The sequence below is a fragment of the Streptococcus sp. FSL W8-0197 genome (genome assembly GCF_037963785.1).
GTDB classification, from domain to species: Bacteria; Bacillota; Bacilli; order Lactobacillales; family Streptococcaceae; genus Streptococcus; species Streptococcus oralis_CQ.
In genome coordinates, this window is the sequence record NZ_CP150168.1 from 613432 (window position 1) to 631051 (window position 17620).

The window sequence follows — 17620 nt, forward strand, 5'->3', positions numbered from 1 at the left end:
TAGTATCCTCATTTTGAAATTTCTTTTATTTTTCATGAAAATATGATAAAATGATAGCTGAAAAATTTTTAAGGAGATTCAGATGAAAACAAATACACTTGCTCGCGTAAATGCGATTTTTGGTCTTATCGCAGGTATTGTTTTACTGTTGGCGCCTCTTGTTATGTTTATGATAGCTGTCGGGGTTGCTGCAGTGACGGAAGACCCTGATGCAACAGATAGTATATTGAGGATTTTTATAATTATTTTTTCATTGGTGAAAATTGCTGTCTTGGTTTTAGGAATTGTGTCTATTGTCTATTACAAGGACGATGAGCGTGTGACGCCAGCACCGTCTGTTTTGTTTATCGTGGGTGGTTCTGTTGGATTGATCCCATTCTTGGGCTGGGTAGGAGGAATTCTGACAATCATTGGTGGATCCCTCTATTTTGGACTTTTGAAAAAATTCGAGATTCAAGAATAATGACTTTTTGTTAGAAATATTTTCAAATAAGAGAAGGCGATTAGCCTTCTTTTTTTGTCATCAACGACGGATAAATTTTATAGGATAAATAAGCTTTTACATTCATAAAATTCAAAGTATTTATTTGAGACAAGGAAGTATTTTTATAGTATAATGATGGATGTGAAATATCTATATCAAAATATAATGCTAGTTAATTTCTTGATAGAAGGTAAAAGTTGAGAGGATTTAGAATGAAAAAGTTTTTTGGAGAGAAGCAGCATCGTTTCTCCTTACGAAAATTAGCAATTGGACTTGTGTCAGCTTCGATTTCAAGCCTATTTTTTGTGTCCATTGCGAGCAGTGGGACCGTATTTGCTCAAGAAAATGCAGCTGTTCACTACAAATATGTGACGGATACGGAGCTGAGTGGGCAAGAAAAGGACTTGATTGTCAAGGACATTCCTAAAATTGCGGAAGATAGTGAGAGCACCTATTATCTAGTCTACCGTATGGATGAGAAAGCCCAGCTGGGTCAGTTGCCCAATACAGGTGGGCAGAATAGCCTTACTAGCGTTTTATCAGGTGGAGTTCTGGCTTCGATTGGCCTCCTTATTTTTGTTGTATCCAAAAAGAAAGGCAAGAAGAAAGCCCTCTTGAATCTGATTTTAGTAACAGGGATGGGTAGTGGTTTGGTTTCTTCGGTTCAGGCTATCGAAAATCAACTTTTACTCCAGTATAATCAGGAATACCAATTATCCCAAGGAGATAGTCTGCCTTTGCCACTCACCCTATCGGGTTATACCTATCTAGGCTATATTAAGCAAGAGAAGGACGCTAGTCTGCAAGAAACTGTTGCTAGGGATCAGAAACTTGACTATACGGTTCAACCTCATTTCCAAGCAAACGAAGGTGGACAAAGGGCAGGAGATGAGCAGAAAGCTCCGTCTCCTACAATTCCTGCTGAAAATCAAACCCCTTCTCAAGATTCATCCAATCAAAATCCGTCTGGTCTTGCTAGTGTGGATCCTCAGGACGAAGTCTTGGCTGGTCGCGTGAACAAACCAGAACTCTTATACAAAGACCAAGAGATTGTAACCAAACTAGATGTTTCAGAAGTGGTTCAAGAAAATCCAGAACTAGCAGAGGGAAGCATTCGTGTCAAACAAGAAGGGCGTGCTGGGAAGAAGATTGAGCTTGTTCGCATTTTCACTGTTGAAAACCAAGAAATTTCTAGGGAAGTTCTCTCGACTAAGGTAGAAGAAGCCTTGCCACGTATAGTAGAGAAAGGGACTAAGAAGGCAGTTGCTCCGAGTGAAGCACCTCAGTCTGCAAGAAAAGGAGAGCCTGAGACTCAGGCTCCATTACCAGAATATACAGGCGAGCAAGCGGGAGCGGTTGTAGCCCCAGAAACAGCTGAAAGACCAGAATATACAGGCACCCAAGCAGGAGCAGTCGTTGAACCGGAAAAAGTTGAGCCAGAGGTTGGGGGTGTCCAGTCAGGAGCTTTGGTGGAACCAGAAACGACTGACAAACCAGCCTATACAGGTGAACAGTCTGGAGCAATCGTAGAGCCTGAAAAGGTACCACCGACACAAGAGTATACAGGAACTCAAGCGGGAGCGATTGTTGACCCTGAGATAGCTGAAAAACCAGAATATACAGATACTCAATCAGGTGCGATAGTGGAACCTGAGACTCAATCTTCCTTACCAGAATATAAAGGTGAGCAAGCAGGAGCCATTGTGGAACCGGAACAAGTCGCTCCTCTTCCAGAATATACTGGCAATACCGAGCAAGTAAAACCGGAAGCTCCGACAGAAAAACCAAAAGAAAAAGATCCAGAGAAGACGCTTGAGCTAAGAAATATTTCGGATTTGGAGTTGTATAGTCAGACCAATGGTACTTACAAACAACACGTTTCTTTAGACAGTGTCCCAAGTAATCTAGACACTTACTTTGTCAAGGTTAAATCTTCGTCAGTTAAAGATGTCTATCTACCAGTCGCTTCAATAACGGCTGAAACGAAAGATGGTCAGTCAGTTTATAAAATTACAGCCAAGGCTGAGAAACTCCAGCAAGAGCTAGAAAATAAATATGTCGATAATTTCAGCTTCTATCTAGCTAAGAAGGCTACAGAGGAAACGACAACCTTTACTTCCTTTAGCAACCTAGTTAAAGCTATCAACCAGAATCTCTCTGGAACCTATCATTTAGCAGCCAGTTTGAATGCCAACGAAGTGGAACTGGGACCTGATGATAGATCTTACATCAAGGGTACCTTTACTGGTCAGTTGATCGGTGAAAAAGATGGCAAGCAGTATGCTATTTACAACTTGAAAAAACCTCTATTTGAAACCTTGAGTGGCGCTAGAGTAGAAAAATTGAGTCTGAAAAATGTTTCCATTTCAGGGAAAGATGATATCGGTTCGCTGGCTTATGAAGCCCAGAATGGAACAAAGATTCAGCAAGTTCATGTCGATGGTGTTCTCGCCGGTGAACGTGGTATCGGTGGTTTGCTGGCAAAGGCTGAGCAATCAAGTATCACAGAGAGCAGTTTCAAGGGAAGAATTATCAACACTTATGAAACGACTGCTGCCTACAATATCGGTGGTCTGGTCGGTCATTTGACAGGAAACAGGGCTTTGCTGACGAAGTCAAAAGCGACAGTAGCCATTTCATCCAACACAAATAGTTCAGATCAGACTGTGGGTGGTCTTGCAGGTCTAGTAGACCGAGATGCGAAAATCCAGCATAGCTATGCTGAGGGGGATATCAACAATGTCAAACACTTTGGTAGAGTCGCGGGAGTAGCAGGCTATTTGTGGGACCGAACTTCTAATCTAGAAAAGCATGCTGGAAGTTTGACCAATGTCCTCAGCGATGTCAATGTAACCAACGGAAATGCCATCACTGGTTACCACTATAATGATATGAAGGTGAAGGACACATTCAGCAGCAAGGCCAACAGAGTCTACAAAGTCACCTTGGTCAAGGATGAGGTCGTCAGCAAGGAATCCTTTGAAGAAAGAGGAACCATGCTAGATGCTTCTCAAATTGCAAGCAAGAAAGCAGTAATCAATCCTCTCACTCTACCAACAGTGGAACCACTCTCAACAAGTGGCAAAAAGGACAGTGATTTTTCTAAGGTTGCCCATTATCAAGCTAAGCGCGCCTTGGCTTATAAAAATATTGAAAAATTGCTACCTTTCTACAACAAGGCAACCATCGTCAAATACGGAAATCTGGTCAATGAGAACAGTCTTTTATATCAAAAAGAACTCTTGTCAGCAGTCATGATGAAGGATAACCAAGTCATCACAGACATTGTTTCTAACAAAGAGACTGCAAACAAACTCTTGCTACACTACAAGGACCATTCATCTGAGAAACTCAATCTCAAATACCAGAATGATTTCGCCAAATTAGCAGAATATAGTCTAGGAAATACTGGACTTCTCTATACGCCAAACCAATTCTTGTACGATCAAAGCTCTATCATCAAGCAAGTCTTACCTGACTTACAAAATGTTGATTACCACTCAGAAGCCATCAGAAAGACACTCGGTATTTCTCCAAAAGTCGAGCAGACCGAGCTCTATCTTGAAGACCAGTTCGCCAAAACAAAACAACAACTGGAAGACAGTTTGAAAAAGCTCTTGTCAGCTGATGCTGGACTTGCCAGTGCTAACCCAGTCACCAAGGGCTATCTTGTAGATAAAATCAAGCGTAATAAGGAAGCCTTGCTACTTGGCTTGACCTATCTGGAACGTTGGTATAACTTTAGCTATGGTCAGGTGAATGTCAAAGACCTGGTTCTGTACCATCTGGACTTCTTTGGTAAGGGAAATGCTTCACCACTCGATACTCTGATTGAGTTAGGTAAATCTGGCTTTAACAATCTTCTAGCTAAGAATAATGTCGATACTTATGGTATCAGTCTTGCCAGTCATCATGGAACGACAGATTTGTTTAGCACGTTAGAACATTACCGAAAAGTCTTTTTACCAGAGAAAAGCAACAATGACTGGTTTAAATCAGAGACTAAGGCTTACATCGTCGAAGAAAAATCCACTATCGAAGAGGTGAAAACGAAGCAAGGACAGGCTGGTAGCAAGTATTCTATCGGTGTCTATGACCGCATCACTAGTGCCACATGGAAATACCGAAATATGGTCTTGCCTCTCCTGACCTTGCCAGAAAGATCCGTCTTTGTCATCTCAACTATGTCTAGTCTAGGATTTGGAGCTTATGATCGCTACCGCAATAGCGAGTATCAAGCGGGCAAGGCTCTCAATGATTTTGTTGAAGAAAATGCGCGTGAAACAGCCAAACGTCAGCGAGATCACTACGATTATTGGTATCGCATTTTAGATGAACAGTCACGTGAAAAACTCTATCGTACCATCTTGCTTTATGATGCTTATAAGTTTGGCGATGACACAACCTCTGGAAAAGCTACAGTGGAGGCTAAGTTTGATAGTTCCAATCCAGCCATGAAGAACTTCTTTGGCCCAGTTGGCAATAAGGTAGTACACAACCAGCATGGAGCTTACGCAACAGGGGATGGCGTCTACTATATGTCTTACCGTATGTTGGACAAGGATGGAGCCATTACTTATACCCATGAAATGACCCATGATTCCGATCAGGATATCTACCTTGGCGGCTATGGTCGAAGAAGTGGCTTGGGACCAGAGTTCTTCGCAAAAGGCTTATTGCAAGCCCCTGACCAACCAAGTGACTCAACCATTACCATCAATTCTATCTTGAGACACTCAAAATCAGATAGTACAGAGGGCTCCCGTCTGCAAGTCTTGGATCCGACAGAGAGATTCCAAAACGCAACAGATCTTCAGAACTATGTCCACAACATGTTTGATCTTATCTACATGCTGGAATACCTCGAAGGGCAATCAATCGTTAACAAACTAAATGTTTACCAGAAAATGGCGGCTCTCAGAAAAATTGAGAACAAGTATGTGAAAGATCCAGCAGATGGAAATGAGGTTTACGCCACTAACGTAGTCAAAGAATTGACAGAAGCAGAGGCTCGAAACCTGAATAGTTTTGAAAGTTTGATTGACCATAACATCTTATCAGCTCGTGAGTACCAGTCTGGCGACTATGAACGAAATGGCTACTATACGATTAAACTCTTTGCCCCAATCTTTTCAGCTCTCAGCAGTGAGAAAGGCACGCCAGGGGACCTTATGGGACGTCGGATCGCTTACGAACTTTTGGCTGCCAAAGGCTTTAAGAATGGAATGGTACCTTATATCTCAAACCAATACGAAGAAGTTGCCAAACAAAAAGGTAAAACCATCAATCTCTATGGTAAAGAACGCGGATTGGTGACAGATGAACTTGTATTGGACAAGGTGTTTGAAGGCAGGTATGCATCTTGGGCTGCCTTTAAGAAAGCCATGTATAAAGAACGTGTGGATCAGTTTGAAAACTTGAAGCAAGTGACCTTCAAAGATCCGACGCAATCATGGATGAGCAATGCCACGAAAACCATTCAAAGAGTAAAAGAATTGCAAGAACTGATGGACCAAGCTGTTTTACAGGATGCAGAAGGTACGCATTGGAGCAACTATAATCCAGAGTATGATAGTGCCGTTCATAAGTTGAAGAGAGCAATCTTTAAGGCCTATCTTGACCAAACAAAAGACTTCAGAACCTCTATTTTTAAGAAATAAGGGTTGGAAAATGAAAAGGGAGGATCGACAGATCTTCTCTTTTTATGTCCGGCTGTCTGAAAGCTGGTAGGCGATTCGTTTATGCTAGAGAAGTCCTTTCGTTTCTGTAGCAAATGTGGTAGAATGATAGCTACGAGAGAAGGAGGTTTTTATGGAGAGAGATAGATTGGTTCGACTCAATTGGAGACTGGGCATGGTGGCAGGAGTGACCTTACTTTTGGGGCCTGTCCTACGATTTTTGCTATCCTATACTGGGGCTCTCATCTATAAAGATCCTTCAAAAATGCTGGTCGTCACGGTTGCCTTTTCCCTGCTCCTGACATTTTTTAAGATTTTGATGATTGCATTAGGGACCTTTATGTTAATCTATTTTGAAGAAGATCAACAACTTCGAAAGCTGCCTTCTATTCTATTTATCATTGGTGGCGTACTGGGCTTTCTTTCAGCAACCGAGTGGATAGGAGGATTTCTAATCATTAAAGGAGCTGTTTCTTTTGCTAAATTTTTGAAAGAAGTCCGTGGCCTTGTCTGATAATTTAGTGAAACAATCCGTTGGAGGGTTGTTTTTTTCATTTAAAGAATTATCTGGTGAAAGAATATGTTAGAGAAATACTTTTTTTATAAGAAAACATGATGTAATACAACTTGAAAAAATAAAAGGAGAATATTATGAAATAATCTTTCATTACATCGTATTTAACATTCTATTTAAAAGCTTCCATTACTTTAGAGGGAGTCTTTATAAAAACTTCTAACCCTAATACTATTTTAAAAGTTATCCCACTGGGTTCTCAAAATAAAACAATTCCTGTTGATCAAGTTGCAAGTGTAGATAGTTCATTTCGTCTTGATTTCAAATCATTTGCTTGGGGTATCATTTTCGCTCTTATTGGCCTTTCAATGATGCAAAATTCATTTATCGGAGGATTGATATTAGCGGCTTATGATGTATTAACAGTGCTAAGCGCTTTTCAGACTCTACTAGTTTTGCATCTTACTTCTGGTGGAACACATGTTGTCAGTGTGGTAGTATTTGAAAAAGCTAATCTTGAAAATTGCAAAGAAACAATTGAAGGTCTAATTCATAATCGTTACAATGATACTAATGTAACTAAGAATACTGATCGTATAATTGATGCTTTAAATAACAAATAATTGCAATCGTTTCTTGATTGAATATCGCGAAATAATAATAACTAGATGAGAGGACACTGTTCTCTCTTTTTAGTTGATTTTAACTAGCTTTTTTATGAAAAATTGTGTAAAATAGAATAGATAAACGAGGGAAACCTCGAAAAATAAAAGGAGAATCCATCTAATGGTAAAATTGGTTTTTGCTCGCCACGGTGAGTCTGAATGGAACAAAGCTAACCTTTTCACTGGTTGGGCTGATGTTGATTTGTCTGAAAAAGGAACACAACAAGCGATTGACGCTGGTAAATTGATCAAAGAAGCTGGTATCGAATTTGACCAAGCTTACACTTCAGTATTGAAACGTGCAATCAAAACAACAAACTTGGCTCTTGAAGCTTCTGACCAATTGTGGGTTCCAGTTGAAAAATCATGGCGCTTGAACGAACGTCACTACGGTGGTTTGACTGGTAAAAACAAAGCTGAAGCTGCGGAACAATTTGGTGATGAGCAAGTTCACATCTGGCGTCGTTCATACGATGTATTGCCTCCAAACATGGATCGTGATGATGAGCATTCAGCACACACTGACCGTCGTTACGCTTCACTTGACGACTCAGTTATCCCAGATGCTGAAAACTTGAAAGTGACTTTGGAACGTGCCCTTCCATTCTGGGAAGACAAAATCGCTCCAGCACTTAAAGATGGTAAAAACGTATTCGTAGGAGCTCACGGTAACTCAATCCGTGCCCTTGTAAAACACATCAAACGCTTGTCAGATGATGAAATCATGGACGTGGAAATCCCTAACTTCCCACCATTGGTATTCGAATTTGACGAAAAATTGAATGTAGTTTCTGAATACTACCTTGGAAAATAATTTATAAACAGAAAGCCTAGGATTCCTAGGCTTTTTTGTATCTAAGTTAAAAAAAGGCAATTTAGCTAATTGAAAAAGTATAAAATGAGAGGAAGCAGTTTATACTGTAGTGGGGTGGATGAATTAATCTTCTTTTGATGCGTAGCGCCAATGTTCGTAGTTATAGGTTGATAAGATTATATCCGTGATTTCTTCCGGTTCTTCTTGAGCTCCTCCAGCAATCCAAAGAGAAATAATCCCTTCAATACTTGATAAGAAGATTTCCAAAGCGTATTTGTGAGGAATTTGGAAGTTTTCTGATAAGAAATGACGAGTCGTTTCTTTTTTATTTTCAGTTAGAATAATGCTACTTAGAAATTCACGAATTGCACCACGAAAGTCTATGTAATGACTTTGGGACAAGGCGTTAATAAGGCGTTCGTTCGAACGTAATATATAGAAGTTGGCTAACATAAACTTTCTAGGCGATTCTCTTTCTTTTTCTAAAAAAATGTAGAGCTGGGAAATAATTTCACTTTTAAAACTGTCAATCATTTGATATTTGTCTTCATAGTGTAGATAGAAAGTTCCCCTATTAATTCCTGCCCGTTTACAGAGCTTACTAATTGATATATTTTCAAATTTATCCTCTGATAGCAGCTGAATCAAAGCTTCTTTGATGTCTTCCTTAGTAGTAGTTTTTCGTTTCTGAACCATTTTATCTTCCTTTTTATTAAATCAACACTTTGTTGATTTTTGATTATTGCTTTTTGACTTAGCCCATTATATAATATTTGTGATTTAGAATCAACATCTTGTTGATTTAAGAAAACGAGCTTTGAAAAGGAGATAAACGATATGGCTTATATTGAAATGAAACACAGCTACAAGCGTTACCAGGTTGGGGATACGGAGATTGTGGCTAATCGTGATGTGAATTTTGAAATTGAAAAGGGGGAGCTGGTCATTATCCTTGGTGCTTCTGGTGCTGGAAAATCAACGGTTCTCAATCTCCTAGGAGGTATGGATACCAATGATGAGGGAGAGATTTGGATTGATGGTGCCAATATTGCCAACTATAGTTCGCACCAACGAACAAACTATCGTCGTGAAGATGTAGGCTTTGTTTTTCAATTTTACAATCTGGTCTCCAATCTGACAGCCAAGGAAAATGTGGAATTGGCCTCAGAAATCGTGACAGATGCCTTGGATCCAGAGCAGGTTTTGACAGATGTAGGGCTAGGTCATCGCCTCAATAACTTTCCAGCCCAGCTTTCTGGAGGGGAGCAACAGCGAGTCTCCATTGCACGCGCTGTAGCTAAGAATCCTAAAATTCTCCTTTGTGATGAACCGACAGGTGCCTTGGATTACCAGACAGGGAAGCAAGTCTTGAAAATTCTCCAAGACATGTCTCGTCAAAAAGGAGCAACGGTGATTATCGTGACCCACAATGGTGCGCTAGCTCCTATTGCAGATCGCGTGATTCATATGCGCGATGCTACAGTTATGAACATGACGATCAATGAGCATCCACAGGATATCGATATATTGGAGTATTAGCATGAAAAAAACATATCGGAAAGACCTATTTCAGTCAGTGACGACTTCAAAGGGACGCTTTGTTTCTATCTTGACCTTGATGATGCTGGGTTCTTTAGCCCTAGTAGGTCTTAAAGTAGCCAGTCCAAACATGGAACGCACGGCAGGGGATTATCTCCGTAAAGCCAATACCCTGGATCTGGCCGTAATAGCTGATTATGGCTTGGACAAAGAAGACCAAGACGAACTAAAGACCCTTCAAGGAGCAAGTGTTGAGTTTGGCTATATGGCAGACCTAACCGTTGAAAATGGTGAGGAAGCAGTTCGACTTTATTCCAAACCAGAGAGCATTTCAACCTTTCAAGTGACAGAAGGGCGACTGCCAGAAGCTGATGAGGAAATTGCCTTAGCTGATTTCTGGAAAGACCGCTATCAGATTGGGCAGACCATTACCTTTACTAAGAAAGAAGAAAAGTCCATCGTAAAATCCCAAACTTTTACAATTACTGGATTTGTTCAGTCGGGTGAGATTCTTTCTAAAGAAGATTTAGGAAGTGCTAGTAGTGGAAATGGCAACCTGACTGGCTATGGAGTAATTTTACCCAGTCAGTTTGACTCAGATGTTTATAGTATTGCGCGTGTGCGCTATGATGATTTAAAAAACCTGGATGCTTTTTCATCAGACTATAGGACCAAACGAACCCAACATCAGGAAGAGTTGCAAGATTTGCTAGCCGATAATGGTCAAAAAAGATTGGCAGGTATCAAAGTAAATGGGCAAAAGAGCTTGGAAGAGGGGAAAGAACAGCTCCAAACTGCTGAAAGCAACTTTCAAAATGGCAAGAGTCAGTTAGAGCAGGCCGAAAGTCGCTTGAAAACGCAAGAAGAACAAGCGACCGCTTTACCAGAACCGCAAAAGAGTCAAATCAAGGGACATCTGACAAAAGCTAAGGAAGAACTGGCGACTAAAAAAGAAAAACTGGCTCAGACAGAGAGTGATCTAACTAAGGAAAAAGAGAAGCTTGAACAGCGTCAGAAAGAGCTTGATGAACTGGCAGAGCCGAAATACCACGTATACAATCGCCAAACCATACCAGGCGGACAAGGTTACCTCATGTACAGCAATGTATCAACAAGTATCCGTTCTATCGGCAATATTTTCCCAGTGGTGCTATATATGGTCGCTGCGATGGTGACCTTTACAACGATGACTCGCTTTGTAGACGAAGAGCGCACCAATGCAGGCATTTTCAAGGCCTTGGGTTACCGCAACCGAGATATTGTTGCCAAGTTTGTCCTCTATGGTTTTCTTGCAGGAACTGTGGGAACCCTTATAGGAACACTTCTTGGACATTATCTTCTTGCAGGGGTGATTTCAGATGTTATAACAGCTGGGATGGTTGTTGGAAAAAGTCACGAGTATTTCTATTGGTCTTATAGTCTCCTTGCCCTAGCTTTAAGTTGGGTATCCAGCGTTTTGCCGGCTTATCTGGTAGCGCGGAGGGAATTACACGATGAAGCAGCCCAACTCTTACTTCCCAAACCTCCCGTTAAGGGATCAAAGATTTTGCTGGAACGCCTGAGCTTTATTTGGAGTCGTTTGAGTTTTACTCATAAGGTTACGGCAAGAAATATCTTTCGTTATAAGCAACGGATGTTGATGACCATTTTTGGAGTTGCAGGTTCAGTTGCTCTCCTATTTGCAGGTCTTGGCATTCAGTCATCTGTGGGAGGAGTTGTCGAGCGCCAATTTGAACAAATCCAGCAATACCAGATGATTGTAGCGGAAAAGAGCAGTGCGAGTGAGCAAGAAAAAGCAGATTTAGAAACCGCCTTGCAGGCTGAATCTATCTATGCTTATCAAAAGATTTACTCTAAATCCATTGAAAAAGATTTCAAAGGAAAAGCAGGACTTCAAACCATCACTATGATGGTTACTAGTGGAGAAGACTTTAAGCCTTTTATCATATTAGAGGAAAATGGGCGAGAGGTGCAGGTCACCGATGGAGCGGTCGTGAGTCAAAAATTAGCCCAACTAGCAGGTGTTACGGTTGGAGATGAGCTAGAGCTTGATGGGAAGGAAATCAAGGTCGCGGCTATTTCTGAAAACTACGTTGGACACTTTGTTTATCTCAAACGAGCGACTTACGAACAAGTCTATGGACCCAGTCCGCAAGACAATACCTACCTAGTAAAATTAAAAGACCCAACACCTTCCAATACGGAGAAAGAAGCGGCTATTTTCATGGAAAAAGCTACTGTTTCTGGGGTCGTCCAAAATGCAACGGCTATCCACCTCTTTGAATCTGTAGCCAATTCTCTCAATAAAACCATGGCAATCCTTGTCCTTGTTTCCGTCTTACTAGCCATTGTCATTCTTTACAATCTCACGAATATCAATGTGGCAGAACGTATCCGCGAACTTTCCACTATTAAGGTTCTCGGTTTCCACAATAAAGAAGTGACCCTCTATATCTACCGCGAGACTATGGTGCTGTCCCTTGTGGGGATTGTTCTAGGTTTGGTAGCTGGCTACTATTTACATCAATTTTTGATACAAATGATTTCACCTGCCCCCATACTTTTTTATCCACAAGTCAGCTGGGAAGTCTATGCGCTTCCAATCGTCGCAGTGACTGTAATCTTAGCCTTATTAGGCCTATTTGTCAATCACCACTTGAGAAAAGTAGATATGCTTGAAGCCCTGAAATCAGTAGAGTAATTCACGGGTTTAAACAGTAAATCAGTTGACAAAGTCTCTGCTTCTTGGTAGAATAAGAACTGTCGTAAAGACAAATAACTTCTTCTTGGTTACAGGCATGCCAACCTGTCACTCGGATGAAGCCAAATAAAAAGGAGAAAAATCATGGCAATCTCAAAAGAGAAAAAAAATGAAATCATCGCACAATATGCACGTCACGAAGGTGATACAGGTTCAGTAGAGGTTCAAGTTGCTGTCCTTACTTGGGAAATCAACCACCTTAACGAACACATCAAACAACACAAAAAAGACCACGCTACTTACCGTGGATTGATGAAGAAAATCGGTCGCCGTCGTAACTTGCTTGCATACTTGCGTAAAAACGACGTTAACCGTTACCGTGAGTTAATCAACTCTCTCGGACTTCGTCGTTAATCTTGCGTCTAAAACGTTTCTATACTTCGTTGTCTTCGCCTCAATGTACCATCAGTACAATCTTCGGCTTGTCGCCTAGTCTATAAACGTTTTATCCAGCAAGAATAAAGCTCTCTGATTTCAGAGGGCTTTTTGTTTTTATCCGCTTGCTTAGGCCGTGTTCAATTGAGCATATCTTGATAATGAAGCTACTCTAAATTGGGTAGCTTTTTTACTTTTTTCACCCTACCTCGATATACTCAAGTATTATCTTCGGTTACGGTTCCTAGCACTGTAAGCTAAAATAAACCAGATCATCTCTCTTCGGGGAGATTTTTTATTTTCACTAGTTTTATAGTACAATCTTCGGCTTGTCGCCTAGTCTATAAACGTTTTAGCCCGAGCTCAAATCAGCTCTCTGACTTCAGATGGCTTTTTCTATATATATTTACATCCTTGTTCATCTAATAGAAATATGGTATACTTTTCATGAGAATTTTCTAAATTTTTAATTTTGTTTAAGGAGGTTTTCATGCTTTCCAAATTTTCTGGAAGCCGACGGGACCTGCAATTTGTGTTACTTTTAGGTATTTTGCTAGCTACTTTAGGGATTTCCCTCTTTCTAGCAGTTTCAATGGGATCCGTTGCGATTGCTCTAGGAGATACCTATCGGATTATTTTGAGTAGGTTGGGGTTTCCGCTTGAGATAGGAGAGGTTTCTAAGTCCACTCTTGCCATTGTATGGAATATGAGATTCCCCCGAGTATTACTCGGTCTGATAGTAGGGGCTGGTCTTTCCATGTGTGGCAGTGTGATGCAGTCCACAGTGAACAATCCCATTGCTGAGCCCTATGTCTTAGGAATCTCTGCGGGTGCGACTTTGGGTGCAACCTTGAGCATTATTCTTGGTTTAAAAGTGGTGATTAGCCTTGGAGCTTTTCTTGGAGCTATTTTGGCAACAATTGCTGTCCTCATCATTGCCTCTATGCAGGGAAGGATGACGACTTCTAGTCTGATCTTATCAGGAACGGTGGTCAATGCTCTCTTTCTGGCTTTTTCCAACTTTATCATCTCTGTTGGCGCTAATGCAGACAGTGTGATGACCATTAAGTTTTGGACCATGGGTTCGCTTGCTGGAACTACTTGGTCTGACTTAGTCCTGCCAACTATAGTAGTAGGATTGGCCCTTCTATTTTTCTCTACCCAGTATCGTGTTTTTAATGCGATGATGATGGGAGATGAGGCTGCTTTAACTTTGGGAATTCCCTTACGCTTCTATTGGTATCTTTATGTGACCATGGTGGCTGTGCTGACAGCAGTCTTAGTGGCAACCTGTGGGATTATTGGATTTGTTGGTCTCATTACTCCTCACTTAGCTCGAGGGTTAGTGGGAACGAATTACAGGAGACTTTTTCCCGTTGCGACCTTACTGGGTGCCCTCTTTGTCGTCTGGGCAGATGTACTTTCTCGTGTCATTATTCCAAATGCTGAGCTTCCAATTGGTATTTTCACAGCCTTAGTAGGTGCTCCCTTCTTTATCTACATTGTTGGAGGTAGGCGAAGGGAGGTGAGGGCCTGATATGGACTTGATTTGTCAGGATGTCCACTTTGGACTAGGAGAGAAAAAAATCCTCAAAGGAGTTTCTCTTAAGGTTGAGGGGTATCAATTTCACACGATACTAGGGCCAAATGGAAGTGGAAAAACCAGCCTGCTTAAACTCCTCTATCGTCAGGAAAAGGCGGACAAAGGCTTGATAAGCCTAGATGGAAAGCCACTGGAGCATTGGTCACTCAAAGAAACAGCCAAGCAAATGGCAGTTGTCACCCAGTTTAATCAATTGCAGTTTGATTGTACAGTTGAGGAAATCGTCTTGTTGGGCAGAACTCCCCACCTCTCTTTTTTACAGAAGGAAAAGGAAAGGGATTATGCCCTCGTTCAAGATGCTCTCGTCAAGGTGGATATGCTTGAGAAGAAAACTCGTCTCTATTCGTCCTTGTCAGGGGGCGAGAAACAGAGAGTCTTGTTGGCACGCGCCTTGGCGCAAGAACCGACTCTCTTGCTCCTGGATGAACCTACCAATCACCTGGATATCAAGTACCAGTTAGACTTGTTGGCAATTGTGAAGAATCTCAAGGTCAATGTTTTAGCTGTCCTACATGATATTCAACTTGCTTGTCGCTATTCGGATTATCTCTATCTGATGAAAGAGGGAGAAATCCTTTACCAAGGGACTCCAAAGGAGACCATCACCCCTGAGTCATTGCAAACTGTATACGGAGTTCAAAGTCAGGTGACTTGGACCGAGGATCAGCAAGCCATGATTCACTATTTATAAAAGTAAAAAGGAAAATAAGATGAAAAAAACACTAAGCATTTTACTCGTAACAGTAGCTACCCTAACCATGGCAGCTTGTGGTAACACTACTACAGAAAAAGCTACCACACAGTCTAGCACAGAAACAAGTCAAAAGGCTAGCACAGAGACGACTTATCCACTCACGGTCAAGACATATGATGCTAAGGGAAATGAAGTCGAACAAGTCTTTGACAAGGCACCTGAAAAAGTTATCACCAATAATCTTTCAACTACTGAAATTTTATTGGAGCTAGGCTTGAAGGATAAAATTGCTGGCATGCTCAACCCTGACAATGCTGTGACGGACAAATACAAGGACGCGATCGCGACGATTCCTCAAATTGGGGATAAAAAAACAGTCTCTCAAGAGACAGTCCTTTCTTATGAGCCAGATGCGGTGATGGGTCGAAACATGATGTTTTCTGAAAAATCCTTGGGAACAGTTAGCACTTGGAATGAAAACAAAATCCCAGTCTATACGCAAAAAGCTTCTCTCTCAACGATTCAGCAAGATTTGGGAAATATTGTAGAAGACGTTAAAAATCTTGGAATGATTTTCAATGTTCAGGACAAGGCTAATGAATACGCAACCCAATTACAAGCTAAAATTGACGCTGTTAAGAAAGCAAACCCAGCAAGCCAAGGTGAAAAGAAAAAGGCTTTGATTATGGTTGCTTATAACGACGAAACCTTCGGCGCTTACAAGTCTGCTTTGCAAGAGAGCTTGTTGAACCAACTTGGTTATACCAACGTTGCAACAGGAACATCAGGCTTGACCTTGGAAAATCTTGTGTCAATGGATCCGGAGTTGATTATCTATGTAACCAGCGATCGCAATAAAAAATTGGATGCCAACGCAGTAGAGTTGATGAAGGCAAATGAAGTTTTGGAAAACGTTCCTGCAATTAAGAATCAAAAAATCATGACCATTTCTTACGATGAGTTGATGGACTATGGTCCAGCAGTGATTGATTCCCTTGAGAAAATCAATGACTTTATCAATAAATAATGAGTTTGATTGGGAAGGGATCCAAGTCAAGGTCAGTCTTCCTTCGACCTATGACCCCAATCAAACCTATCCAGCTATTCTCTTGAATGATGGAAACTTGGATTTTCTATCTTCCCTTTCTGAATCTGTGATTTTAGTGGGCTTGACCTCTAAAAATCGCCTAGACGATTACACTCCATGGAAGGCAGCTGCTCTGAGAGATGGGGCTCCAGATTTTGGCGGTCAGGCAAATACCTATCATAGTCATTTATTTGGAGGTCTTTTAGACAAGTTGCAGTCACTTTATCGTCTGGACAAAAATCGCCTTGCTTATGGAGGATACTCACTAGGTGGTTTGGTGGCAGTATACAGTCTTTTCAGCTTTGACAAGGTCTCCTGTGTCTTCTCTATCTGTGGTTCCTTTTGGTATCCTGATTTTACGACTTATTGCAAGGATGAAAGGGTGAAAAATTTGGACTGTTTGCTGTATTTACAGAATGGTCAAACAGAAGGAGCCCATCATACCAATCGCTTGGCTCAAGCTCCAGCCTATGCTGAGCAGATCCATACCAGCCTTCAGCAACGCTATCCAACTGGTCAATTTGTCTTTGATCCTTATGGGCATCATGAGCAAGTTGCTGAGCGATTTCTAGCCTTTTCCAACTGGTTGTCCCAAAAATGGAAAATCGAATAAAAGAATTATCCCTTGGCAAAAGCCAAGGGATAATTGTATTTTTTAACCAAGAGCCTCTCTCTTCTTATCTGGATTCCAGATGAAGCTTGCAATAAAGGTAAAGATAATCGTTAGGATACCAACAACCACAGCAAGTATGAGGGCTGGGATTCGGACAAACCACCAGAGTGGATTTGGTTTTTTATCATTGTGCCATTGCTTGGTTTCTTCGTCCAAACGTTGGAATTCTGCTTGGATACGGTCTGCAACCATTTCAATCCCTTCATCATTCATTTTCTTGATGTCTGAGATATCGATAGGATTTCCAAAGTTCATATCCACACGTTCACGGCTTATCAAGCCTTTCAAGGTCATAGGACCTGTGTAGGTAACCGGCATGATACGAACCTTAGCCATTTTAGCAATCAAGGCTACTCCACCCTTGACATCATTTGAGTGACGGCTCCCACTTGGAAACATGATGAGAGAGCGGTCGCTTTTTTTGAGGACGTTAATAGGGTACTTGATGGCAGAGGCGTTAGGTTTTTCCCGGTCAATAGGAAAGGCGCCACACATACGGATCCACCAGCCAAAGATGCGGTTGTTAAACAGCTCTTTTTTGGCCATAAAGATGAACTGTTTTGGCTTGGTCGCAAAGGCCATATAAACAGGATCCCACCAAGTACGGTGAGGTGCGACGAGGATATAGTTTTCGTCTCGGCTAGGGATTTTATCAGTATTGTGATAGTGGGCATTGCCATTGATGGACCACAAGATCAGCATGACTAGTCCACGTAAATAAGTATAAAACATG

At 41.3% G+C, this 17620-nt stretch carries 14 protein-coding genes; 12 read left to right on the forward strand and 2 right to left on the reverse strand.

The window, feature by feature from the left end; genetic code table 11:
* Positions 1 to 82: 82 nt before the first annotated feature.
* The 5 genes from NYE79_RS03190 (at position 83) to NYE79_RS03210 (ending at position 8155) form a co-directional block, all read left to right on the forward strand.
* On the forward strand, positions 83 to 463 hold the full coding sequence (locus NYE79_RS03190) for a hypothetical protein (protein WP_000856372.1): 381 nt from the start codon (positions 83 to 85) through the stop codon (positions 461 to 463).
* Between the two features lie 233 nt (positions 464 to 696).
* Positions 697 to 6144: a ZmpA/ZmpB/ZmpC family metallo-endopeptidase gene (locus NYE79_RS03195; protein ID WP_339293787.1), complete on the forward strand. Its 5448-nt coding sequence runs from the start codon at positions 697 to 699 to the stop codon at positions 6142 to 6144.
* 151 nt (positions 6145 to 6295) lie between these two features.
* Positions 6296 to 6676, forward strand: coding sequence for a hypothetical protein (locus tag NYE79_RS03200; RefSeq protein WP_216728710.1), 381 nt, complete (start codon positions 6296 to 6298; stop codon positions 6674 to 6676).
* 368 nt (positions 6677 to 7044) lie between these two features.
* Positions 7045 to 7299, forward strand: a complete 255-nt coding sequence (locus NYE79_RS03205; protein WP_033630067.1) for a hypothetical protein — start codon at positions 7045 to 7047, stop codon at positions 7297 to 7299.
* Between the two features lie 163 nt (positions 7300 to 7462).
* A complete protein-coding gene (locus NYE79_RS03210) occupies positions 7463 to 8155 on the forward strand; it encodes a phosphoglycerate mutase (RefSeq protein WP_000240130.1) in 693 nt (230 codons plus the stop codon).
* Positions 8156 to 8278: 123 nt separating this feature from the next.
* Here the strand turns inward: NYE79_RS03210 and NYE79_RS03215 are convergent, their stop codons facing one another.
* The gene (locus NYE79_RS03215; RefSeq protein ID WP_125397856.1) at positions 8279 to 8851 is read right to left on the reverse strand and encodes a TetR/AcrR family transcriptional regulator; all 573 of its coding nucleotides are present in this window, start codon (positions 8849 to 8851) and stop codon (positions 8279 to 8281) included.
* A gap of 141 nt (positions 8852 to 8992) precedes the next feature.
* On the opposite strand from NYE79_RS03215, the gene NYE79_RS03220 reads away from it, so the two are divergent.
* The 7 genes from NYE79_RS03220 (at position 8993) to NYE79_RS03250 (ending at position 16827) form a co-directional block, all read left to right on the forward strand.
* The gene (locus NYE79_RS03220; protein WP_216728708.1) at positions 8993 to 9694 is read left to right on the forward strand and encodes an ABC transporter ATP-binding protein; all 702 of its coding nucleotides are present in this window, start codon (positions 8993 to 8995) and stop codon (positions 9692 to 9694) included.
* A gap of 1 nt (position 9695) precedes the next feature.
* On the forward strand, positions 9696 to 12395 hold the full coding sequence (locus tag NYE79_RS03225) for an FtsX-like permease family protein (protein WP_251463662.1): 2700 nt from the start codon (positions 9696 to 9698) through the stop codon (positions 12393 to 12395).
* Positions 12396 to 12539: 144 nt separating this feature from the next.
* Entirely contained in the window at positions 12540 to 12809 is a 270-nt protein-coding gene (gene rpsO, locus NYE79_RS03230; protein WP_001018251.1) for a 30S ribosomal protein S15, read from the forward strand.
* Positions 12810 to 13320: 511 nt separating this feature from the next.
* Positions 13321 to 14367 (forward strand): iron ABC transporter permease, encoded by a 1047-nt coding sequence (locus NYE79_RS03235; protein WP_000949329.1) that lies wholly within the window; start codon positions 13321 to 13323, stop codon positions 14365 to 14367.
* A gap of 1 nt (position 14368) precedes the next feature.
* Complete coding sequence (locus NYE79_RS03240) at positions 14369 to 15124, forward strand: ABC transporter ATP-binding protein (protein WP_000364130.1); 756 nt, start codon at positions 14369 to 14371, stop codon at positions 15122 to 15124.
* Between the two features lie 19 nt (positions 15125 to 15143).
* Positions 15144 to 16154, forward strand: coding sequence for an ABC transporter substrate-binding protein (locus NYE79_RS03245; RefSeq protein ID WP_000753256.1), 1011 nt, complete (start codon positions 15144 to 15146; stop codon positions 16152 to 16154).
* Positions 16135 to 16827 (forward strand): alpha/beta hydrolase-fold protein, encoded by a 693-nt coding sequence (locus NYE79_RS03250; RefSeq protein ID WP_000175778.1) that lies wholly within the window; start codon positions 16135 to 16137, stop codon positions 16825 to 16827. Before NYE79_RS03245 ends, NYE79_RS03250 begins: the two co-directional genes overlap by 20 nt.
* A 42-nt stretch (positions 16828 to 16869) precedes the next feature.
* Here NYE79_RS03250 and NYE79_RS03255 read toward each other — a convergent pair whose 3' ends face one another.
* The gene (locus NYE79_RS03255; protein ID WP_000500177.1) at positions 16870 to 17619 is read right to left on the reverse strand and encodes a 1-acyl-sn-glycerol-3-phosphate acyltransferase; all 750 of its coding nucleotides are present in this window, start codon (positions 17617 to 17619) and stop codon (positions 16870 to 16872) included.
* Between the last annotated feature and the right edge of the window lies 1 nt (position 17620).